The 16,872-nt window shown below is 61.3% G+C and carries 11 protein-coding genes and 3 pseudogenes; 3 read left to right on the top strand and 11 right to left on the bottom strand.

Features of this window, described 5'->3' with window-relative positions; translation table 11 throughout:
* Window positions 1–44: 44 nt before the first annotated feature.
* The 9 genes and pseudogenes from L0V05_RS11650 to L0V05_RS11610 all read right to left on the bottom strand — a co-directional run.
* Window positions 45–802: pseudogene (locus L0V05_RS11650) on the bottom strand (IS5 family transposase).
* Between the two features lie 304 nt (window positions 803–1,106).
* Window positions 1,107–1,895 (bottom strand): transporter, encoded by a 789-nt coding sequence (locus tag L0V05_RS11645; RefSeq protein ID WP_234870690.1) that lies wholly within the window; start codon window positions 1,893–1,895, stop codon window positions 1,107–1,109.
* 55 nt (window positions 1,896–1,950) lie between these two features.
* A complete protein-coding gene (locus L0V05_RS11640) occupies window positions 1,951–3,594 on the bottom strand; it encodes an arylsulfatase (protein ID WP_234870688.1) in 1,644 nt (547 codons plus the stop codon).
* 40 nt (window positions 3,595–3,634) lie between these two features.
* Complete coding sequence (locus L0V05_RS11635) at window positions 3,635–4,390, bottom strand: porin family protein (protein WP_234870687.1); 756 nt, start codon at window positions 4,388–4,390, stop codon at window positions 3,635–3,637.
* A 214-nt stretch (window positions 4,391–4,604) separates the two neighbouring features.
* Window positions 4,605–5,606 carry a helix-turn-helix transcriptional regulator gene (locus tag L0V05_RS11630; RefSeq protein ID WP_234870685.1) on the bottom strand — a complete coding sequence of 334 codons (1,002 nt, stop codon included), beginning with the start codon at window positions 5,604–5,606 and terminating at the stop codon, window positions 4,605–4,607.
* A gap of 331 nt (window positions 5,607–5,937) precedes the next feature.
* On the bottom strand, window positions 5,938–6,930 hold the full coding sequence (locus tag L0V05_RS11625; RefSeq protein WP_234872169.1) for an IS5 family transposase: 993 nt from the start codon (window positions 6,928–6,930) through the stop codon (window positions 5,938–5,940).
* A 77-nt stretch (window positions 6,931–7,007) separates the two neighbouring features.
* Window positions 7,008–8,225: an alpha/beta hydrolase gene (locus L0V05_RS11620; RefSeq protein WP_234870683.1), complete on the bottom strand. Its 1,218-nt coding sequence runs from the start codon at window positions 8,223–8,225 to the stop codon at window positions 7,008–7,010.
* 38 nt (window positions 8,226–8,263) lie between these two features.
* On the bottom strand, window positions 8,264–8,500 hold the full coding sequence (locus L0V05_RS11615) for a hypothetical protein (protein ID WP_234870681.1): 237 nt from the start codon (window positions 8,498–8,500) through the stop codon (window positions 8,264–8,266).
* 59 nt (window positions 8,501–8,559) lie between these two features.
* A pseudogene (locus L0V05_RS11610) lies at window positions 8,560–9,613 on the bottom strand (IS3 family transposase); the annotation flags it as partial.
* 279 nt (window positions 9,614–9,892) lie between these two features.
* Between L0V05_RS11610 and L0V05_RS11605 the strand changes: the two are divergent.
* Both L0V05_RS11605 and istB read left to right on the top strand, forming a co-directional pair.
* On the top strand, window positions 9,893–11,491 hold the full coding sequence (locus L0V05_RS11605; protein ID WP_234870679.1) for a mechanosensitive ion channel family protein: 1,599 nt from the start codon (window positions 9,893–9,895) through the stop codon (window positions 11,489–11,491).
* 67 nt (window positions 11,492–11,558) lie between these two features.
* Window positions 11,559–12,137: pseudogene (gene istB, locus L0V05_RS11600) on the top strand (IS21-like element helper ATPase IstB); the annotation flags it as partial.
* A 233-nt stretch (window positions 12,138–12,370) separates the two neighbouring features.
* Here the strand turns inward: istB and L0V05_RS11595 are convergent.
* Window positions 12,371–14,080, bottom strand: a complete 1,710-nt coding sequence (locus L0V05_RS11595; RefSeq protein ID WP_234870677.1) for a thiamine pyrophosphate-requiring protein — start codon at window positions 14,078–14,080, stop codon at window positions 12,371–12,373.
* A gap of 255 nt (window positions 14,081–14,335) precedes the next feature.
* On the opposite strand from L0V05_RS11595, the gene L0V05_RS11590 reads away from it, so the two are divergent.
* The gene (locus tag L0V05_RS11590) at window positions 14,336–15,043 is read left to right on the top strand and encodes an IS6 family transposase (RefSeq protein ID WP_234870675.1); all 708 of its coding nucleotides are present in this window, start codon (window positions 14,336–14,338) and stop codon (window positions 15,041–15,043) included.
* On the opposite strand, the gene L0V05_RS11585 is transcribed toward L0V05_RS11590, so the two are convergent.
* Window positions 14,975–16,681 carry a recombinase family protein gene (locus L0V05_RS11585; protein WP_234870673.1) on the bottom strand — a complete coding sequence of 569 codons (1,707 nt, stop codon included), beginning with the start codon at window positions 16,679–16,681 and terminating at the stop codon, window positions 14,975–14,977. The genes L0V05_RS11590 and L0V05_RS11585 overlap by 69 nt on opposite strands.
* Window positions 16,682–16,872: the final 191 nt, after the last annotated feature.

Here is a 16,872-nt window from a genome sequence, read left to right as displayed (position 1 = left end):
GACTGAAGACTGAGCTTTGCTTAGGATCAGAACTCGTTCTTGTTTCATTGCCAGAACATGACGGTTGTGGCGAGAGCGACGGCGGAGAGGAAGACTTTGGGGCATCTGTCGTATCGGGTTGCGACGCGTCTCCAGTCCTTCAATCGTCCGAACATGATCTCGATCCTATTGCGGCGTTTGTAGCGCTTGATGGGCTTGCCGCGCGACTTCCGGCCCGGGATGCATGGCTTTATCCCCTTCTCTTTCAACGCATCTCGGAACCAGTCGGCGTCATAGCTCCAGTCTGCCAGCAGCCACTTCGCCCTTGGGAAGCTGCCCAGCAGAGCCGCTGCGCCCGTGTAATCGCCCACCTGGCCTGCGGTAATGTAGAAGCGGATGGGGCGACCCTCCGCGTCGGTGACGGCGTGCAACTTGGTGTTCATTCCGCCTTTGGTTCGGCCGATCAGACGGCCCCGTTAGTCGTCTGATCCCCCTTTTTCGACCGCAGGCTGCTCGCCGTGCGATGCGCCTTCAAGTAGGTCGCGTCGATCATCACTGTCTTCGGAACGGCCGCCTCGGAGGCCAGCCCCTCCATGATCCGAGCGAACACCCCCATGTCCCCCCACCACTTCCAGCGATTGCACAGGGTCTTCGACGGGCCATACTCCCTCGGTGCATCGCACTACCGCAAACTATTGCGATTTATGAAGATAATGCCGCTCAGAACAAGCCGGTCATCGACGCGCGGTCTGCCATGGCTTTTGGGAAAGAACGGTTCCAGCCGCGCCATCTGCGCGTCCGTCGGCCAAATGAAGTTGCTCATTGATCGGTCTCCTTGCGGAGGCTGAATCATTCTGCAAGCGCAAGTTCAATGGGTCCTGAGCCTAGGCACAGCGATGAAGCGCCCGGCAGATTGACGTTCTTGGCTTTGCGGTATTCTTCCTGGTGCCCGATGAATAAAACGGTGATCTGCAAATGATCCACCGCCAGATCCCTTGTCGCGCAGGAGTGTCAGAGTAGCGAGGAAGGCGTTCGGGTTCATTGCGTCGCCTGGATACTGGTCGCCAACGACCAGGTTAAGCCAACTGGCTCACCGTCTCCCAGGACGCATAGGTCAGGAATTACCCCTATTTCGGAAACAGATACGTGACGGCCAATCGCGCTCCCCAACCGTCAGGCCCGCCTTCGGCGGAATCAGCCCAATATCGTACTCCGCCAACCAATTGCACCGGCCTGCCGCCGATCTTTACAACCTGCGCCACCATCATATTGATCGGCACAGACCACTCCTCCGACTCCCAGTCATAGGTCGACTCGGTGTTGAGTGAAAAAGTCGTTGCCTTGGGTGTCGTGTAGGCGAGGAAGGGCTGAAGGAACGTCTTCGACGAGTTGCCGTACTGATCTGTCTTGCCGATGGACCAGATATGGTTGGCGAGCATTCCGACCGTCCATCCATTTTTTTGCTCCAATGCGACACCGGTGATCCCCGCGCCCCATTGGTTCGGTGCGATGCCATCCGTCGCTGTCGGGATCTGAAAAACAGGGCCTACGCCCCAAATCAGCCCACCTTGCGTCGGTTCCTTGGGCGAGAAGAAGAGACTTTGTGTGATATTGCCTAGGCCGGATCTCGAACCGAAGTCATCCGTGAAGTCGCTCTGATCCACCACGGGCAGGATGGTGCGCGAGATTACATTCCAGTTCTCGCTGATCGAGAACGGGATCACCGGTTGGATGTTGATGTAGGTCTGCTGGCCATCGCCATCGCCGATGCCATGATCGTAGTTCAGCTGAAACGGCACACTGACGAGGCTCGAGATTGGATTGGCGGTTTGCTTGGCAAGCTCCTCGGCAGACTGCGCGGTTGCCGTCTGCGGCAGCTCGGCAAGAGCCATCAGGAAGATGAATTTCCAATTCATTTGCTGTCCTCTCCTATGTGTGCCGCTGAGTTCTGGATAGATGGCCTGATATCTGTCACTCCGCTGCCCGGCACAGCGGTGAAGCATCAGGCAGAATAACCTTGTTTGCTTGAGCGTATTCGTTCCAATGCGCGATCATTTGCGCTGTGATTTCCGGCTGCTCTGCAGCAAGGTCCCGTGTCTCGGCAGGGTCTGCTTGAAGATTGTAGAGTTGCCAGTCTCCTGTGCCAAACGGCGTGCAGAGGGAAAGCAGCTTCCAGTCGCCCATGCGCACTGCCCTGTTCCCGAAGAGTTCCCAACCAATCCAGTCCGCTGGCGTCCGCACGGCTTCGCTCGTGTTGCTCAGCACCGGGGCAAGCGACTTGCCCTGGAGCGGTGCGATCGGGTGGCCGTCGAAGGTCTCGGGATAGGGAACACCGGCTGCGTCGAGAATGGTCGCCGGCACATCGGTGATGTGGCTGAAAGCCGCCGAAATGCGCCCGCTGCCCTCGACACCGCGGCCTGAGACGATCATCGGCACACGGATGCCGCCCTCGGACATGAAGCCCTTGAACATGCGGAAGGGTCCGGCGCTTACTTGCGCCCAGGCCGGGCCATACTGGATGAAGGTTCCCGCCTTGCCCCAGTCCTCGAGCCGGCTGTTGTCCCAGGGCGGACCCATGGTGGCAATGTTACCCTCGGGGCCGTTGTCCGAGAGGAAGATGATGAGGGTGTTGTCGTAGATCCCGGCCGTCTTCAGGTAGCCGATCAGGCGGCCGATATTCGCGTCCATGTGCTCGACCATCGCCGCGTAGAGCTCCATCCGCCGTGCCGACTCCTTGCGCTCCGCCTCGGTCAGGTCGGTCCAGGCGGCCACACTGCGCAGGCGGGGGAAGACGGTGGCCTCTGGTTCAAGGATGCCGAGAGCTTGCATCCTTTCGATCCGCTTAGCGCGGATAGCGTCGTAGCCCTGATCGTAGCGACCGCGGTAGCGGTCCCGCCAGTCGGCGGGAAGCTGGAACGGGTCGTGCGGGGCCTGGAGCGCGAGATAGGCGAAGAAAGGTTTCCCGTCGTTCCGGAACTCGGCGATGTTGTCGATGATGGCCGCTGTGTAGTCGACACTGGAATGGAAGCCCGGCCGCAGCGCCTTGATGGGCTCGCCATTGTAGGTGTAGAGCTGCCGCTCGCCCTTTGCTCCCCACATGTCGTCGAAATGGCTGCCCCCACCGGGGATCAGCGTCAGGTCTCGGAGGAAGCCGCGGGCGGCGGGAAACTGGTCGGGCTCTTCGCCCATGTGCCACTTGCCCGCCATGAAGGTGTCATAGCCCGCATCCTTCAGCAGCGCGGCGACCGGGGCGACCCGGTCGGTCAGATAGCCTTCATATCCTGGCTTGCCAGCCTGGTTGGAGGCCGTGAACTCGGCCATCGCGCCAAGTCCCGCGGAATGGTTGTCTGCCCCGCTGAGCAGCATCGACCGGGAGGGGGAACAGGTGGCGCCGGCGGTGAATTGCGTGAACCGCACACCGACCGCAGCAAGGGCATCGAGGTTCGGCGTTTCGATCTCGCCGCCGAAACTGCCAAGGTCTGCGTAGCCCGCATCGTCAGCCACGATCAGCAGGATGTTCGGCCGCGTGTCCTGCGCGCTTGCGACGCTTGCAAGGCCGAACACTATGCAGACTGCAGACTGCCCAGCCTTTCGCCACACCTTGTTGAATATCAAGGTAATCTCCTCGTTCACTTAGTGGCGGTCGCAAGCCTAGTCAGAAGCGGTAGCTGACCCCGAGGATCGGTCCCGAGAACTCCAGCGATGACTGGCCCTGGTCCGTATCCCATTCGGCTTTCATGTAGCGGTATCCACCCTGGAAGGCCCAGTTCTCGTTCAGCAAGTATCCCACGGTCGCAAGCGCCTGCCAGGTGTCGCTGTCGCCGGTTCCTCCCGCATCCACCATCGCCGTGCCGAACCACTTGTCGTTGAACGCCACCCGGACACGCGCGGCGACGATGGGGTCGACCCAGTCTCTCGTCTGGCCAAACGTCTCTGTTGGCGCGGCAGCACCGACAAACGTGGTGTCGACATCGGTCCAGAAGGCACGAAAGCCCGCTCCGAGATCGACCGCGACAGTCGCGTCTTCATGCACGCGGTAGGCGACGACCCCGCTCAGGACCGTGATCTGGCTTCCTGCAGCCACTTCCGAAAAGAGCCGGCCGTTCGGAGTGGGGCCATCGGCGGTCAGGTTGAAATAAAGCAAGTCTCCGATGATGCCCCATGGCCCGTTGCGGGCCTCGGCTGTCCCCATGAATGCGAAGTCCAGATCCTTTATCGCGTCGCTGAAGCTGAGTTCGGCCTGCACCTCGCCGCGCGGCGTGTCGGTCGTGACCGTCGTGTTGTTGAACCACAGGTTCATCGAGAGGTCATAGGTCCACTTGCTGTCCTGCGCGAGAGCCGGAAGCGTGGTGAAGGCTAGAAGACCGGCGAAGCCTGCCATGAAGCTGCGGGAATTTTTCAACAAGTTCATGTTCTTTCCCTTCAAGTCTGCGCCATCCGTCTGTAGGCGCGAGCAGCACTCGCACAACAATGCGCCGGCTGACCCTCGCGCCGAGAAATGACGATTGTTCCTTAAGTCGGTCATGCGAGCCGCAGCTACAACCGAAACCGTCAAGTTCTGTGGACAACGGAGTAGATTGTGTCGCCAAATGGCAAATCTCGCCATCTCGATCCCGTGCCGCCCATCACTTCCGGGCGCGTCGCGAGACCTCTTTGGGAGGAGCTCCGGTCCAGCGACGAACCGCGCGAGTAAACGACGACGGTTGTGTGTAGCCAAGGCGGATCGCCACCTCTGCAGCCAAAACCCCGTCCTCTGCGAGACTTGCAAGCGCGAGGTCGCGGCGCAAGGACTCCAATAAATCTGAGAACGTGCGCCCTTCCGCATGCAGTCTGCGCTGAATTGTGCGGATGCCCATCCCAGATGCGGCGGAAAGTCGTTCGATCGTCGGAACCCCGCTGGTCAACATGCCCGCGATGACAATCCTTGCCGAGTGGGTCAGCGTTCCGTCTCCTATAAGGGTGGGGCCTGTCGGAAGAAGTATGGATCCAGCCCCTTCCGTCTCATTGTGTGGAAGGCTCATATTCGCCACGCGCGCCGATACGAAGAGCTCGAGCGACTTGTCGGTCGAGGCCTTGACCGTCTCGCCTAACCAGGCACGAAGATGGGATATCCCGTATATCGGATGCGGTGTCAGCGCGAGCCGGTCGAACACCGGAGGGGGCGCACCGCCAATCGTGCAGAGGGAGTAGATTAGCGCGGCAAAGCATTGGTGCATGCAGTGCCGAGTCTCGTCGTCCAGCCGAAGGCCCGACCCCCGGCGCAGAAGCAGGCCACCCGCAGCCGGGAAGACCGAAATGGCCGTATGCGTAGCGTTGTAAGGTAGCACCGCCGCGGCGCGCGACAGAGCCTCGCCGATCGTGCGTGAGGCAAGCGCGACCTTTCCAATCATCCCCAGATCTTGAACACTGCACTGACCCATGACCCGAAAGGGGAGATCGGGGCCCTCGACGCGGCTCAGAGCACTCAAGAAGGCCAGTGCCGAGCCAAAGGGTATCGGCAGGTCGGGACCATTCTCCAGCACGTAACCGAGATCAACGTCGCGCAACCGGTCCTCGAAGGGCCGGCCGTTATCCTGCATCCAAGAGATCATGGGGAAGATCACCCCGGCACGTATCAATGGGATCATGGCGTGGACAAACTCGTCGTTTCCCGGACATGCACGCCAGCCTTAGCAAATCCGGGCGGAAAGAAAATCGGGCGGGGCGGCGCAGCCGGCAGCGTCGTAAACCGCTCACGCAGGAGCTGGATCGGGCTATTCTGATCTGCAAACAATCGACAGCAACCAGAAGATGTAGCGAGGCCCAAGTCCGCCTTCACCAGTGAACGAAGCCAAGTTAAGCGCACCGACTCCCTATCCAAAGCTACTCGCTTGTTACCACGAGGGGGAATTTTCCTGTCAAGATAATCGACCCAACCTGGAAGTTGCGGCAAGACCTCAAGCTTTCACATGGGAGGTGTCAGACGTCTTTGTTGCCCAAATCTACTGATGCCCGGAGTTCCCCTTTCCCTGGACAGAGTAATCCCGCGCGCTGCGTGAGTGGCGTCCCAAGGGCGGTAAAGCGGTTCAGGATTGCGGCTCTTATCTTAAGCGCAGCCACCCGGCGGTCGAAGTCGCGGGACATGACGCGCTCGCCCAGAAGCTTTAAGCAGCGCATCTTGGCCTCGGCAAGGCTTCGTCGGTGGTAGCCTGTCCAGCGGTTCCAGATGGCTCGACCGAGGCGACGGCAACTGCGAAGGGCATCGTTGCGCACGGCCGCCCCTGCGGTGTGCTCCTTCCATGGTTTGCCGTTCTTGCGGGGTGGAATGGCGGCCGCCGCCCCTTGCGCCGCGATGGCGGCATGACAGGCGCGGGTATTGTTGGCCCCGTCGGCGGTGACGATCCCCAAGGGCAGATCGGCAGGGATCTGATCCAGCAGGTCAGGCAGCACGGGCGCGTCGCCGATTCGGCTCCCTATGATCTCGACGGCCCGGATTTCGAGCGTCCCCGCATCGAACCCTGGGTGAACCTTGCGCCAATCGCGTGGTTTGGATGACCGGTGCTTCTTGGCCAGCCATTCGCCATCGCCCTCGGCCTTCACGCCCGGGCTGTCGATCAGCAGGTGCAGGGCGCTAGTGCTGGGGCGGCAGGGGATATGGGCCGTCATGGTCTTCTGGCGGCGGCATAGGGTGCTGAAGTCAGGCACCGGCCAGTCCAGCCCTGCCAACTCCAGCAGGCTAGCCATCATCCCGGTCGTTTGCCGAAGCGGCGGCCCGAAAAGCGCCTTCAGCGTCAGGCATCGCTGTATCGCGGCGTCGGTGAAGACAGGCTGACGCCCGCGCCTGTCGGTTGGTGGGTCCAGCCACTGCGTCTCCGGATCGAACCAGGTCGACAAGGAACCGCTCTTGGCTAGCGCCGCATTGTACTCATGCCTGTTCGTGGTCTGGTAGGTCGGGGGCTGCGGTCTGCTAATCCAGCCTGACTAACAGACTGGATTCGTGAGGTGAATCCTTCACGCCATTTGCGCAACAAAGCCCCATCAACCCCAAGTTAGTTCCCGACAATCCGGATCGGCACATTCACCAGCAATTCGGCCAGCCCCGGCGCCCGACCTCCGCCGATGTTGGGCGAAGCGTCCAACCCTCTCGAGATCAGCTGCACCACCTCGGGCGAACCGGAGAACTTGCCATGGCTACCCGCGGCGGAATCCTCAATCTGCGACAAGTCGATGACGGTGATCCCGAGACCGTACAGCGCTTCCGCATCCGTTGCGCCCACGCGCGGCACGCCGCCGGCGACGATCCGCGACGCGCGCAGTGCATAGTCGTCCTGCGACACCAGCACGTAGATCTTATCGCGGACGGCTCGCGGCAGAAGCTCGACCTGCGTGCGGAACAGGTCAATATCGATGTCGGGCGAGGCCAGGATCACGGTGTCGATCTTTCCGCGCGCTCTCAGCCGACCCGACAATTCCATATCCACCAGCCCTTCCATGGTCAGGAAGGTGCCCATCGAATGCGCCAGGATGTTCACCCGGTCGACCCTGGTCCGCAACAGGATGTCGTCCATTACTTTCAGCTTGGACCGCGCCACCAGCGCCGAGTTCAGGTCATAGACATAGCGCGAGGTCCTCGCCGCCGAAGCCCAGGTGAAGAGCACCGGTACACCAGTGAACCCGGTGTCCTTCACGAACTGCCCGAGCCGCAGGATCGCATCGCTGGTCGTCGTGTTATAGCCGTGAACGAACAGCAAAATCTCACGCTGTCCCGCTGGCCGCTTAAGCAGCTCAACATTCAGCTGCGAAATGAACGCCGCATCGTCCCGATAGATCAAGGGATCGACCACGGCGAACTCGGTCCGCGGATCGGGCGGCAGGCGCTTCGGCCGTTCGATCTTTCCGCTCACGTGGTTCGGCGGGATGCTCACCTCCACGGAGGCCAGCCCCAGTTCGGGCGCACGTTCGGCAGAAAACAGCGCACCGACAACCTCGGACGCCTCGCGCGTTGTCATGATGAATATCTTCTCGTGCGACGCCCCCTGCACCGAGGCAACGGGCACCTTCGCATTGTCCACGCCAACCAAGTCCGGAGGCCGCGAACAGCCTGTAGCGGCCAGCCCAAACACCACAATCGCGACGAGAAGCGGCATATGCATCTTCAGCTCCCGGAACACACGGCGACGTATCGGCACAGCAGACCGACACGATTCCTGAGTACATTCTCGACGATCGCGCGACTGAAGCGCAAGATGACCAATCAGCGCTGTCATGCATGGGCGACTCCGTTTGCGCAAGTGATGACCTGAAATCATGGTGATCCGTGCGGGGTGCAGTCATGCATCGGCTTTCTTAGGTCAGTCGGAAGATCCGGCAGATCGCAGGGCGCACGAAGCTTGTTGCGAAAATCCAACTCTGCAAACTGCAGCGATTTCAGATACAAGGTAATCGAAATGTCCGGCCGGACGTCGCGCACGATGCGCGCCCATTGGGCGGCGGCTTCGGTCCGGCTGTCAAGCTGCCAGAAAGCAACTGCTGCCGTCACCACGGGCCAATGGCTGGTCGCTGTGTGTGCCACTGGTCTTGACCCCATCTCTGGTCCGGGCTTTATGCGACCTTCCGGGATGGTTTCAGTTGCGCCGCATAGGTGCTCGGCGTCAAGTTCCCGAGCGCCGAATGCGGCCGTTCCTCGTTGTATTCGATCCTCCATTCGTCAATCCGGTGACGTGCGTCGGCCATCGACAGGAACCAGGAGGCGTTCAGGCATTCCTGACGTAGCCGGCTGTTGAACGCCTCGAAAAAGGCGTTATCGGTGGGCTTTCCGGGGCGGAGAAGTTGAGCTCGACCTTGTTGAGGTAGGCCACTGGTCGAGTAGCCGTCCCGCGAACTCAGGTCCGTTGTCGACCCGGATGCTGTGCGGTTTGCCCCTGGCCCTTGCGATCCGGTCAAGTTCTTCGACGACCTGATAGGCACGGAAGCTTGTCCTCGCAATGGTCGCGAAAGCCTCTCTCGTATGGCAGTCCACGATCGTCAGGATCCGGAATGGCCGACCGTCGAACAGCTTGTCCGACATGTTCGTCGGGAAAACGATCCACTGGATCGTTTTCTGATCCTCCTCACTCCATCGCCCAGACGTCGTTCATCCCTGTGGCGTCCGCCCGGCCGGATCGGTAGCGGCACGCGCGCCGACGCCTGGGGCTCCGGGTCCGGATCGACAGGCCTGCCTCGCTGTAGAGCCGGTAGGTCCGCTTGTGGTTCACATGCCAGCCCTCCCGCTGGAGCAGGACATGCAGGCGCCGATAGCCATAGCGGACCCGTCCTTCCGCCAGTTCCTTGATCCGCATTCGTAGCTCCAAGGCCGGATCGCGACGCGACCGGTATCTGTGGGAAGCCCGTCCGAAGACCAAGGCCCGGCACGCCCGACGTTCCGACAACGCGAAGACCTCCTGGTAATGGCGGATGACTTCGCGGCGACAGACGAGCTTCACCATTTTTTTCTCAGAGCGTCCTGCAACATGGTTTTGTCCGGCGTGAAGTCCGTGACGAGCCGCTTCAGCTGCGTGTTCTCCTCCTCAAGCTGCTTCAACCGCCGGATCTCGGACACGCCCATCCCGGCGTAGACCCTCTTCCAGCGGTAGAACGTGGCTTCCGCCACGCCCAACCACTTAAACAAGCAGCGATCCCCCGCGAGCCATATAACTTTCAAGGCCAACCGCACCGCCGGTATCGCCGAGTGGCGCGGTCTCTCCGCCACCTGACGCCTTGGCTGGGCAGGGGAACCGGAGACGGGTTCGCATTGGTCTGACAACACCTTCCCAGTAGCTCGGAGCTTTCGCAGACAGTGAAGACAATGTAAGGCGACATCTGGTCCAGGTAGTGGTGACCCCAGATGGCCGACCACCCCGGTGACGGCCCATAACTCCTCGAGGAGGTCTCCCAGATGTTCAACGGCGCGAGACACCAGACGCCGGCACCGAGCCGGGCGACAAACCTTGATCTGTGGGACAAATCGGACGACCTTCATGTCGGGATGTTGTTCTTGATTGCACGCAGAACAAGCAGTGTTCGTCGTCCTCGTGCGGGCGCAATCATCCCTGCTTTGCAGAGTGCGCCAATGTCTGGGGTTCGGGCTTGCCTCTTTCGTCAAGCGACCGCGGTCGTTCCAATTCTCGTTGCGATACTGATCCTCCTTGGCAGTATCGCTGTCACTCAGACCGCAGTAGCGCAGGAAGAGCCGAACTTCGTGTCGCTCTTGGAGGGGCCCGACAGATCTACCCCTCAAGCTTGGATTGCGTCTTTCATTTCAGAAGCGGCGAGTCTGGAAGAGCTGCTGGCCGCTTACTCAGCCAACAAAACATGGACCAAACTTCAAGCCTACTCCAGCCAGCTGGAAAAGCTCCGCGGCTTCTTTGATCTGGATGCGGTTTCCGCTTCCTACCGGAGGACCGTTGGCACCGAAGCCGTCGTGCAAATGATCGACATCCTCAACCGGCTGCCGGCCAGTCAGGTGCTGGCGAACGATGCGCAAGACGCCGTGGGCGTGTCGGCCAATGGGGTATGGACTCTCCCGGGAACGGGCCTGGTGCTGATCCGCCGCCAGGAAGGCGGAGACGCAGGCAAGTACGTCATGCCACGCGAAGTGGTCGAGCAGTTGCCGTCCTTGCGCGAGAAGGTCATGTCGCTACCGCTGGTCCGCGAAACCGCGTTCCGGGACATGCGCTCGGCGCAAGCAAATCAGACGGGACCACACTTTCCACGGCGGGTCGCCACGGCGTTCTCCGGCTGGCTGGATGCGCCTCACCTCGGTGTGCCATCGTGGAAGCTTCTTGTGGCGTTCGTGGCTCTGATCGCGACCATCGCGGCAAACATCATAGTGTACTGTTTCGTCAGGGCCACTTCGCAATTTAGATCGAGGGACGTCGTGGCTTGGCTTGGGCTCTTGGGCCCCATCACGCTTGCCGCGAGCTTCGTGGCCTTCGGCGCTTTTTGCCAGACTGAGCTCATACTTCAAGGTGACGCAGAACTCCTCGCGGTTGGGTTGCGCGACTTCATTTTGCTGGTCTCGGCGGCTTGGGCCATCTTGTCGTTTGCAGACATTGTGAGCGAGATGTTGATTGGCCGAGAACTCGGTCCCGACAAGCAGATGGACGCTGACCTCACGCGGTTTATTGGAAGGATCTTGGGTACCGCTGGGGCGCTTGCCGTCTTCCTCTACGGCCTTGGAACACTGGGCGTACCGACGGCGGGGATAATCACCAGCCTTGGCGTCGGTGGTATCAGCATCGCATTGGCGGTCCGCGTGACCATGGAGAACCTGTTCGGCGGGCTTGTTCTGCTCTTGGATCGCACTTTCCGGATAGGCGATCACATCAAGACCAAGGATGGTGAAGGGACCGTAACAAGCATCGGCGTGCGTTCCTGCCGTATAAAAACCTTTGATGGAAACACGCTGACCATCCCGAATGGTGCGCTTTCTGCATCTGCCATCACAAAGGTTCAGCCTCACGACGCTGTGCATCCAGATATACTTCCCGAATAGCCGACACAGAATCTGTCGAGGAACTCGGGGCGTCGGACCGACTGATCTACGCGTCGGCCGCCCCTTGGCCAGATCCATCCGCTACCAGATGACCGTCGCCAAGCTGCCGCTGGCCAAGGACATCGAAGAGTTCGACTTCACCGACACGCCGATCAACGAGGGGCTGGTTCGGGAACTGGCCAATGGCAGCTTCGTCGCCGACCAGCGCAACGTGGTCCTCGTCGGCGGCACCGGCAACGGCAAGACCCACCTCGCCATCGCCATCGCCATCGCCCGTGCGCTCATCCGCAATGGCACTCGCGGTCGCTTCTACAACGTCGTCGATCTGGTGAACCGGCTCGAGACCGAGACCCGTGGCGGCAAGCAGGGGCGGATGGCCGATTACATGACCCGCCTCGACTTCGTCATCCTCGATGAACTCGGCTATCTGCCCTTCGCGCAGTCAGGCGGACAGCTGCTCTTCCACCTTATCAGCCGCCTCCACGAACGCACCTCAATCATAGTCACCACGAACCTCGCCCTCGGCGAATGGCCGACCGTCTTCGGCGACGCCAAGATGACCACGGCGCTCCTCGACCGCCTGACCCATCACAGCGAGATCGTCGAAACCGGCAACGAATCCTGGCGCTTCAAAAACCGCGCCTGACCCCGATCAGGGCCTGACCCGCCTCCACTCTTTGATCAGTTCCGTCGGCTCAGGCCCTGATCTTGACGTCGTAAGAGGGGTCAATTTTGGAGGCCGATAGGGGGGCAGTTTTGCGTGCCTATTGACACAATACTCGCACAACGCGCCGGCAACGGCGCCCGACTGCCCGAAAAGGAGCCAGCCGGGGTCCGTTGCGACTCGTTACTTTGCCGAAGCATTGCCGCCAGTCAGCCCTACCGCCTCTGGCACACGACATTCAGAGTCGCCTGCCGTCCCTGCGCGACCTGTTCGAGGGCGCGGCCGATGGCCCCCTTGAGCTTGGCTGGGTCGTCCACCTTCTCGCCGTAGCCGCCGAAGGCCTCTGCAATCTTGTGGTAGTCGGGCGAGGGCGCAAGGTCGACGATCGGCAGGCTGTTGGCCTTGGCTGCGAGACCGTCCGGGTACATGGACACGACAGCGTCGCGCACGGCGTGCCACTCGTGATTGTTCATGATCATGGTGAGGACGGGCAGTTTTTCCGCCTGGCTGACGAAATGGGCCGCAGTCGGGCAGCCGAACATGTAACCGCCGTCGCCCACGGTCGTGATCACCGTGCGGTCCGGGGCGGCGAACTTGGCGCCCAGCCCCATGCCAAGCCCCATGCCGAGCGACCCCGACCCCAAGGACGTTGCCATGAACTCGCGATCGTCCTCTATGTCGAGGAAGTCAAAGGGCACGCCAATCTCCTCGGCGATCGTGGTGTTGGCGCCCTTGACCTCGTTCACGCAATGGGCGGCCCAGACATAGCTGATCGGGCGCTGGGTGGACGCGGCCTCAATGGCGGCCCTGCGGCTATCGAGCAGCGCCTGGCGCTTTTCGCCGTTGAGCTTGCGGCGGCGGTCGGTGGCCGCCTCCCTGCCCTTCAGCTTTATGTTGAGCATGTCACCCAGAATCGTGAGCGACGCTGCCGGATCGCCGGCGATGGCGAGGTCCATCTCGAAGCCGCGGAAGGGATAGGTGGCGAAAAGCGGGTCCGGGGCGATGTGGATAAGCCGGGCATCCTTGTTGGGCTGCATCTGTTTAGGCACCCACGGAACCGGCGAGTTCAGCACGAGGATGAGGTCGGCGGCCTTGAGCGCGGGGCCGTTCACCCGACCCAGGTTCATCGGGTTCGACGAGGAAAGCGCGGCGTGCGGGCCGGTGTGCACCGCGATTGCGTGGGCCTCCGCCAAAGCCCCGAGCGCCTTGAACGTCGCGGCGTTCGCCGGGGTGGTCATGATGATGATCGGGTTCTCCGCCGCCGCGATCATGTCGGCGGCGCGCTCGATCGCATGGATGTCAGCGACCGCCGGGACGGTGCCGAAGTCGCGCCCGCGCGGAAGGGGGCCGGGGTTGGTTGAGGGACTGCCCAGCAATTCGCGCGGCAGCTGAAGGTAGACCGGACCTTTGGGCTCACTCATGGCGATGTCGATGGCGCGGGCGACGACCGTGTTGATCGGCTGGCCGTGGCGCAACTCGTATTCCCACTTCACGTGTTCACGCACCATGGCGGCCTGGTCGAAATTCTCCTGAGCCCAATGGATCCAGAAGTCGCGGGACCCTGCGTCGCCGGTCTCGGTGCTCGGTGAGCGGCCGGAGGCCAGAAACATCGGCGTATTGTTACGCGCGGCGTTCATGACCGCGCAGATCGTGTTCGCGGTGCCCACGTTGACGTGCACCATGGCACCCGCCATTTTGCCGCTCACCTGGTAATAGCCCTGCGCCATGGCGACGGCGACGTGCTCGTGCGGCACGGTGACGAATTCGGGCATGTCGCCGCCGTCCTGCCGGTTCTGCAGGATGCCCTCGATGATCGGCGCGAAATCGGTGCCGCCGTTGGAGAATACGTGGCGGATGCCGCAGGCCTTGAGCGCCGCCATGTAGGACTGGGCGACCGTGGTCCCCTTGGATGTCTCGACGTTCATTGATATCCTCCTGAAGCCCTTGGGCCTCTGTTATTTCCTGCTCGGAGGAGTCACGCTTGGAAGTATCTGCGCAAGGCCAAACATTCCTTGGTCTGCATGAGTCTGCAGATTATGGCGCGAAATGACAAGATTCTGAGGTCATCGCCGGACGTCACCTGCGTCGACCTCCAGCCAGGGCCCTGTCAGAGGAACCTGGCTGGCGCTGTCAGAAGAACCTTGCTTGAGGCAGGGATGAGTGCGGACTAGCGTCTGGCCATGCCCAAGCCATCTCCCTTCCGCTACTTCAAGACCAGCCCTGAGATCATCCGTCTGGCCGTGATGCTATACGTCCGCTTCCCACTGTCCCTGCGCAACGTCGAGGATCTGCTGCATGAGCGTGGCATCGACATCAGCCACGAGACCGTGCGCTTCTGGTGGAACAGGTTCGGACCGTTGTTTGCCGCCGAAGTGCGGAGAAGGCGTGTCGATCGCATGCGGCCCTGCCGCCAGTGGCGCTGGCACCTCGACGAGATGTTCGTGAAGATCAACGGCGAGACGCACTATCTCTGGCGCGCCGTCGACCATGAGGGCGAGGTGCTGGAGAGTTACGTCACAAAATCACGCGATCGCAGAGCCGCGCTGAGTTTCCTGAAGAGGGCGATGAAGCGGCACGGCCGACCAAACGAACTCGTCAGTGACCGTCTGCGCTCTTACGGAGCGGCACTGAAGGACCTTGGTCGAGGTGACGATCGTGAGGTCGGCCGCTGGGCCAACAACAGGGCAGAGAACTCCCACCTTCCCTTCCGACGACGGGAGCGGGCGATGCAAAGGTTCCGGCGCATGCGAAGTCTGCAGAAGTTCGCCTCGGTCCATGCCTCGGTTTGCAACCACTTCAACCAGGAGCGAACACTCTCTTCACGCGATCACTACAAGGCCGCCCGCGCCGCCGCTCTCGCAGAGTGGCGTGGACTTCTTGTCGGCTGAGGGCGGCTTGGGTAGGGCAAACGGAGACCAGTTCGCATTAGTCTGACAGCACCGCCATTCCCGAACAAAAGTGAGAACTGCCGGAGGAGAGTCTCCCGGCTGTTGCGACACGGCTTTTGCCAGGATGTCCCTTGAGCCTCTGATCTGGATCTCTTTCTCGGTCACGCTGACCTCAGACATGACCAATCGAGCGTAGGCCTGTCGGAACTCGGGTGTGCCGTGCAGCAACTGCTCTCGCAGCAGGTGCGCGAACCGCTCGATGCGTTCAGGCGTGATCTCCGGTTCGTTGGATGCGAGGCGCTTCTGGAGATCCGCGATGTCCACGGCCAGCTCGTCGCGTTGGAGCTTCAGCCCGGACAGTCGTTCACGAAGACTGGGGTCTTCGGCCTCCATCACTCCCTGCTCAACCAGCGTCAGAAGTCTTGCGAGGGATGTCTGGACATCGCGGTGCTTCTGGCGGAGCAAGTCGATCCGGTCGCGGTTGCGATCTGCGCGATCAACTGCTGCGAGGAGATACTGCTCGAGCACCTTTTTCAGGCGGTCGGGATCGAGAACCTGCTCGATGACCTGTCCGATCACGATGCCGTCCAACCTGTCCATCGGGAGGCGGATGCCGCGACATGAATGACGCCCTTCCTTCAGTTTCCGAGAGCAGCAGTAGTAACGATAGGCTCCGCCCTTGCCTGTGTTCTGGATCAGGGCCGACCCGCAGTATCCACATCGGGCCACGCCGGCCAGCAGTGTTGGACCATTGACCACGCGGGGAGGCGTATTCTTTGGGTTGCGGCTGCGGAGAAGTCCCTGGACTGCATTGAATGGCGTCTCCTCGATTATTGCGGGCACGGCAAACTCCACCCATTGCGACGGTGGACGGGCCCGGCCTGAGCGGCTGTCCTTCCGGTTGAAGTAGTGGCGGCCAACATAGGTGGTCGAGGTCAGTATCTCGTGGATGCTTCCGGTCGAGAACCGCTGACCCCGTCGCGTGATTGCCCTGTCGTTAAGGTGGGAGGCGATTGCCTTGACGCCGAGCGGTCGACCCAGCGCTCCGAGGGCCAAGTCGAAGATGCGTTGGACCACGGTCGCCTCCTCGTCTTTGACGACGAGAACCTTCTTTTCCTTGATCCCGCGCACCTCCTTGACGGACACATCGTAACCGAAGGGTGGACGCGCCCCATTCCAGAAGCCTTGCCGTGCATTCTCGAGCATGGCCCGATGCACGTGCTTGGCGTTCTCTCGGGACTGGTGCTCGTCAAAGATGTTCAGGACCTTGCGGATGAACTCGCCGTTGACGTCCTGGCCAACATCCTGGGTGATCGAGACCAGTTCGACGCCTGCCTTGCGGAGTTGCCGGACATAAAGCTCGGAATGCAACGCATCTCGCGAGAAGCGGCTCAGCGAATGGACGACCACGTAGTCATAGGGTCTCTCCGGACGAGTGGCCTTGTAGATCATGTCCTGGAACATTGGTCGGTCATCATCCAGAGCCGAGGCGCCCGGCTCTGTGAAGATGTCGACGACCGTCCATCCCAACCGGTCGCAATAGGCACCGCATTGCTTGATCTGATCCGGGATGGAGAGATCCGAGGCGGCCTGCTTGGAGGTGGAGACGCGAACGTAGAGGGCAGCAGTCAGTCCCACGACAGCCCCTCCCATCGACTAGTCCCTTTCAAACAGCCCCTTGATCTCAGCATCGAGGAAGGCACGAAGAAGAGAGACTTCGTCCGGAACAGATGGGCATAGGCTCCTCGGGGAACAGATGATCCTGTAAGAGCTATTTCCACGGTCGTTTTCAGCGTCGGTAGCAGAGACTTGCTCAGAAGACCTGAGGT

The sequence above is a fragment of the Alitabrizicola rongguiensis genome, assembly GCF_021491355.1.
Classification (GTDB): Bacteria; Pseudomonadota; Alphaproteobacteria; order Rhodobacterales; family Rhodobacteraceae; genus Aliitabrizicola; species Aliitabrizicola rongguiensis.
Note: the sequence above shows the minus strand (reverse complement) of the source record. Positions and strands in the feature narration are given on the sequence as shown.

What these genes read in the sequence shown, in the direction of transcription:
- L0V05_RS11620 (WP_234870683.1), bottom strand. Translation starts at nt 8,225, where the DNA reads ATGACAGCGCTGATTGGTCATCTTGCGCTTCAGTCGCGCGATCGTCGA.
- L0V05_RS11630 (WP_234870685.1), bottom strand. Translation starts at nt 5,606, where the DNA reads ATGATCCCATTGATACGTGCCGGGGTGATCTTCCCCATGATCTCTTGG.
- L0V05_RS11590 (WP_234870675.1), top strand. Translation starts at nt 14,336, where the DNA reads ATGCCCAAGCCATCTCCCTTCCGCTACTTCAAGACCAGCCCTGAGATC.
- L0V05_RS11605 (WP_234870679.1), top strand. Translation starts at nt 9,893, where the DNA reads ATGTTCAACGGCGCGAGACACCAGACGCCGGCACCGAGCCGGGCGACA.
- L0V05_RS11595 (WP_234870677.1), bottom strand. Translation starts at nt 14,080, where the DNA reads ATGAACGTCGAGACATCCAAGGGGACCACGGTCGCCCAGTCCTACATG.
- L0V05_RS11635 (WP_234870687.1), bottom strand. Translation starts at nt 4,390, where the DNA reads ATGAACTTGTTGAAAAATTCCCGCAGCTTCATGGCAGGCTTCGCCGGT.
- L0V05_RS11645 (WP_234870690.1), bottom strand. Translation starts at nt 1,895, where the DNA reads ATGAATTGGAAATTCATCTTCCTGATGGCTCTTGCCGAGCTGCCGCAG.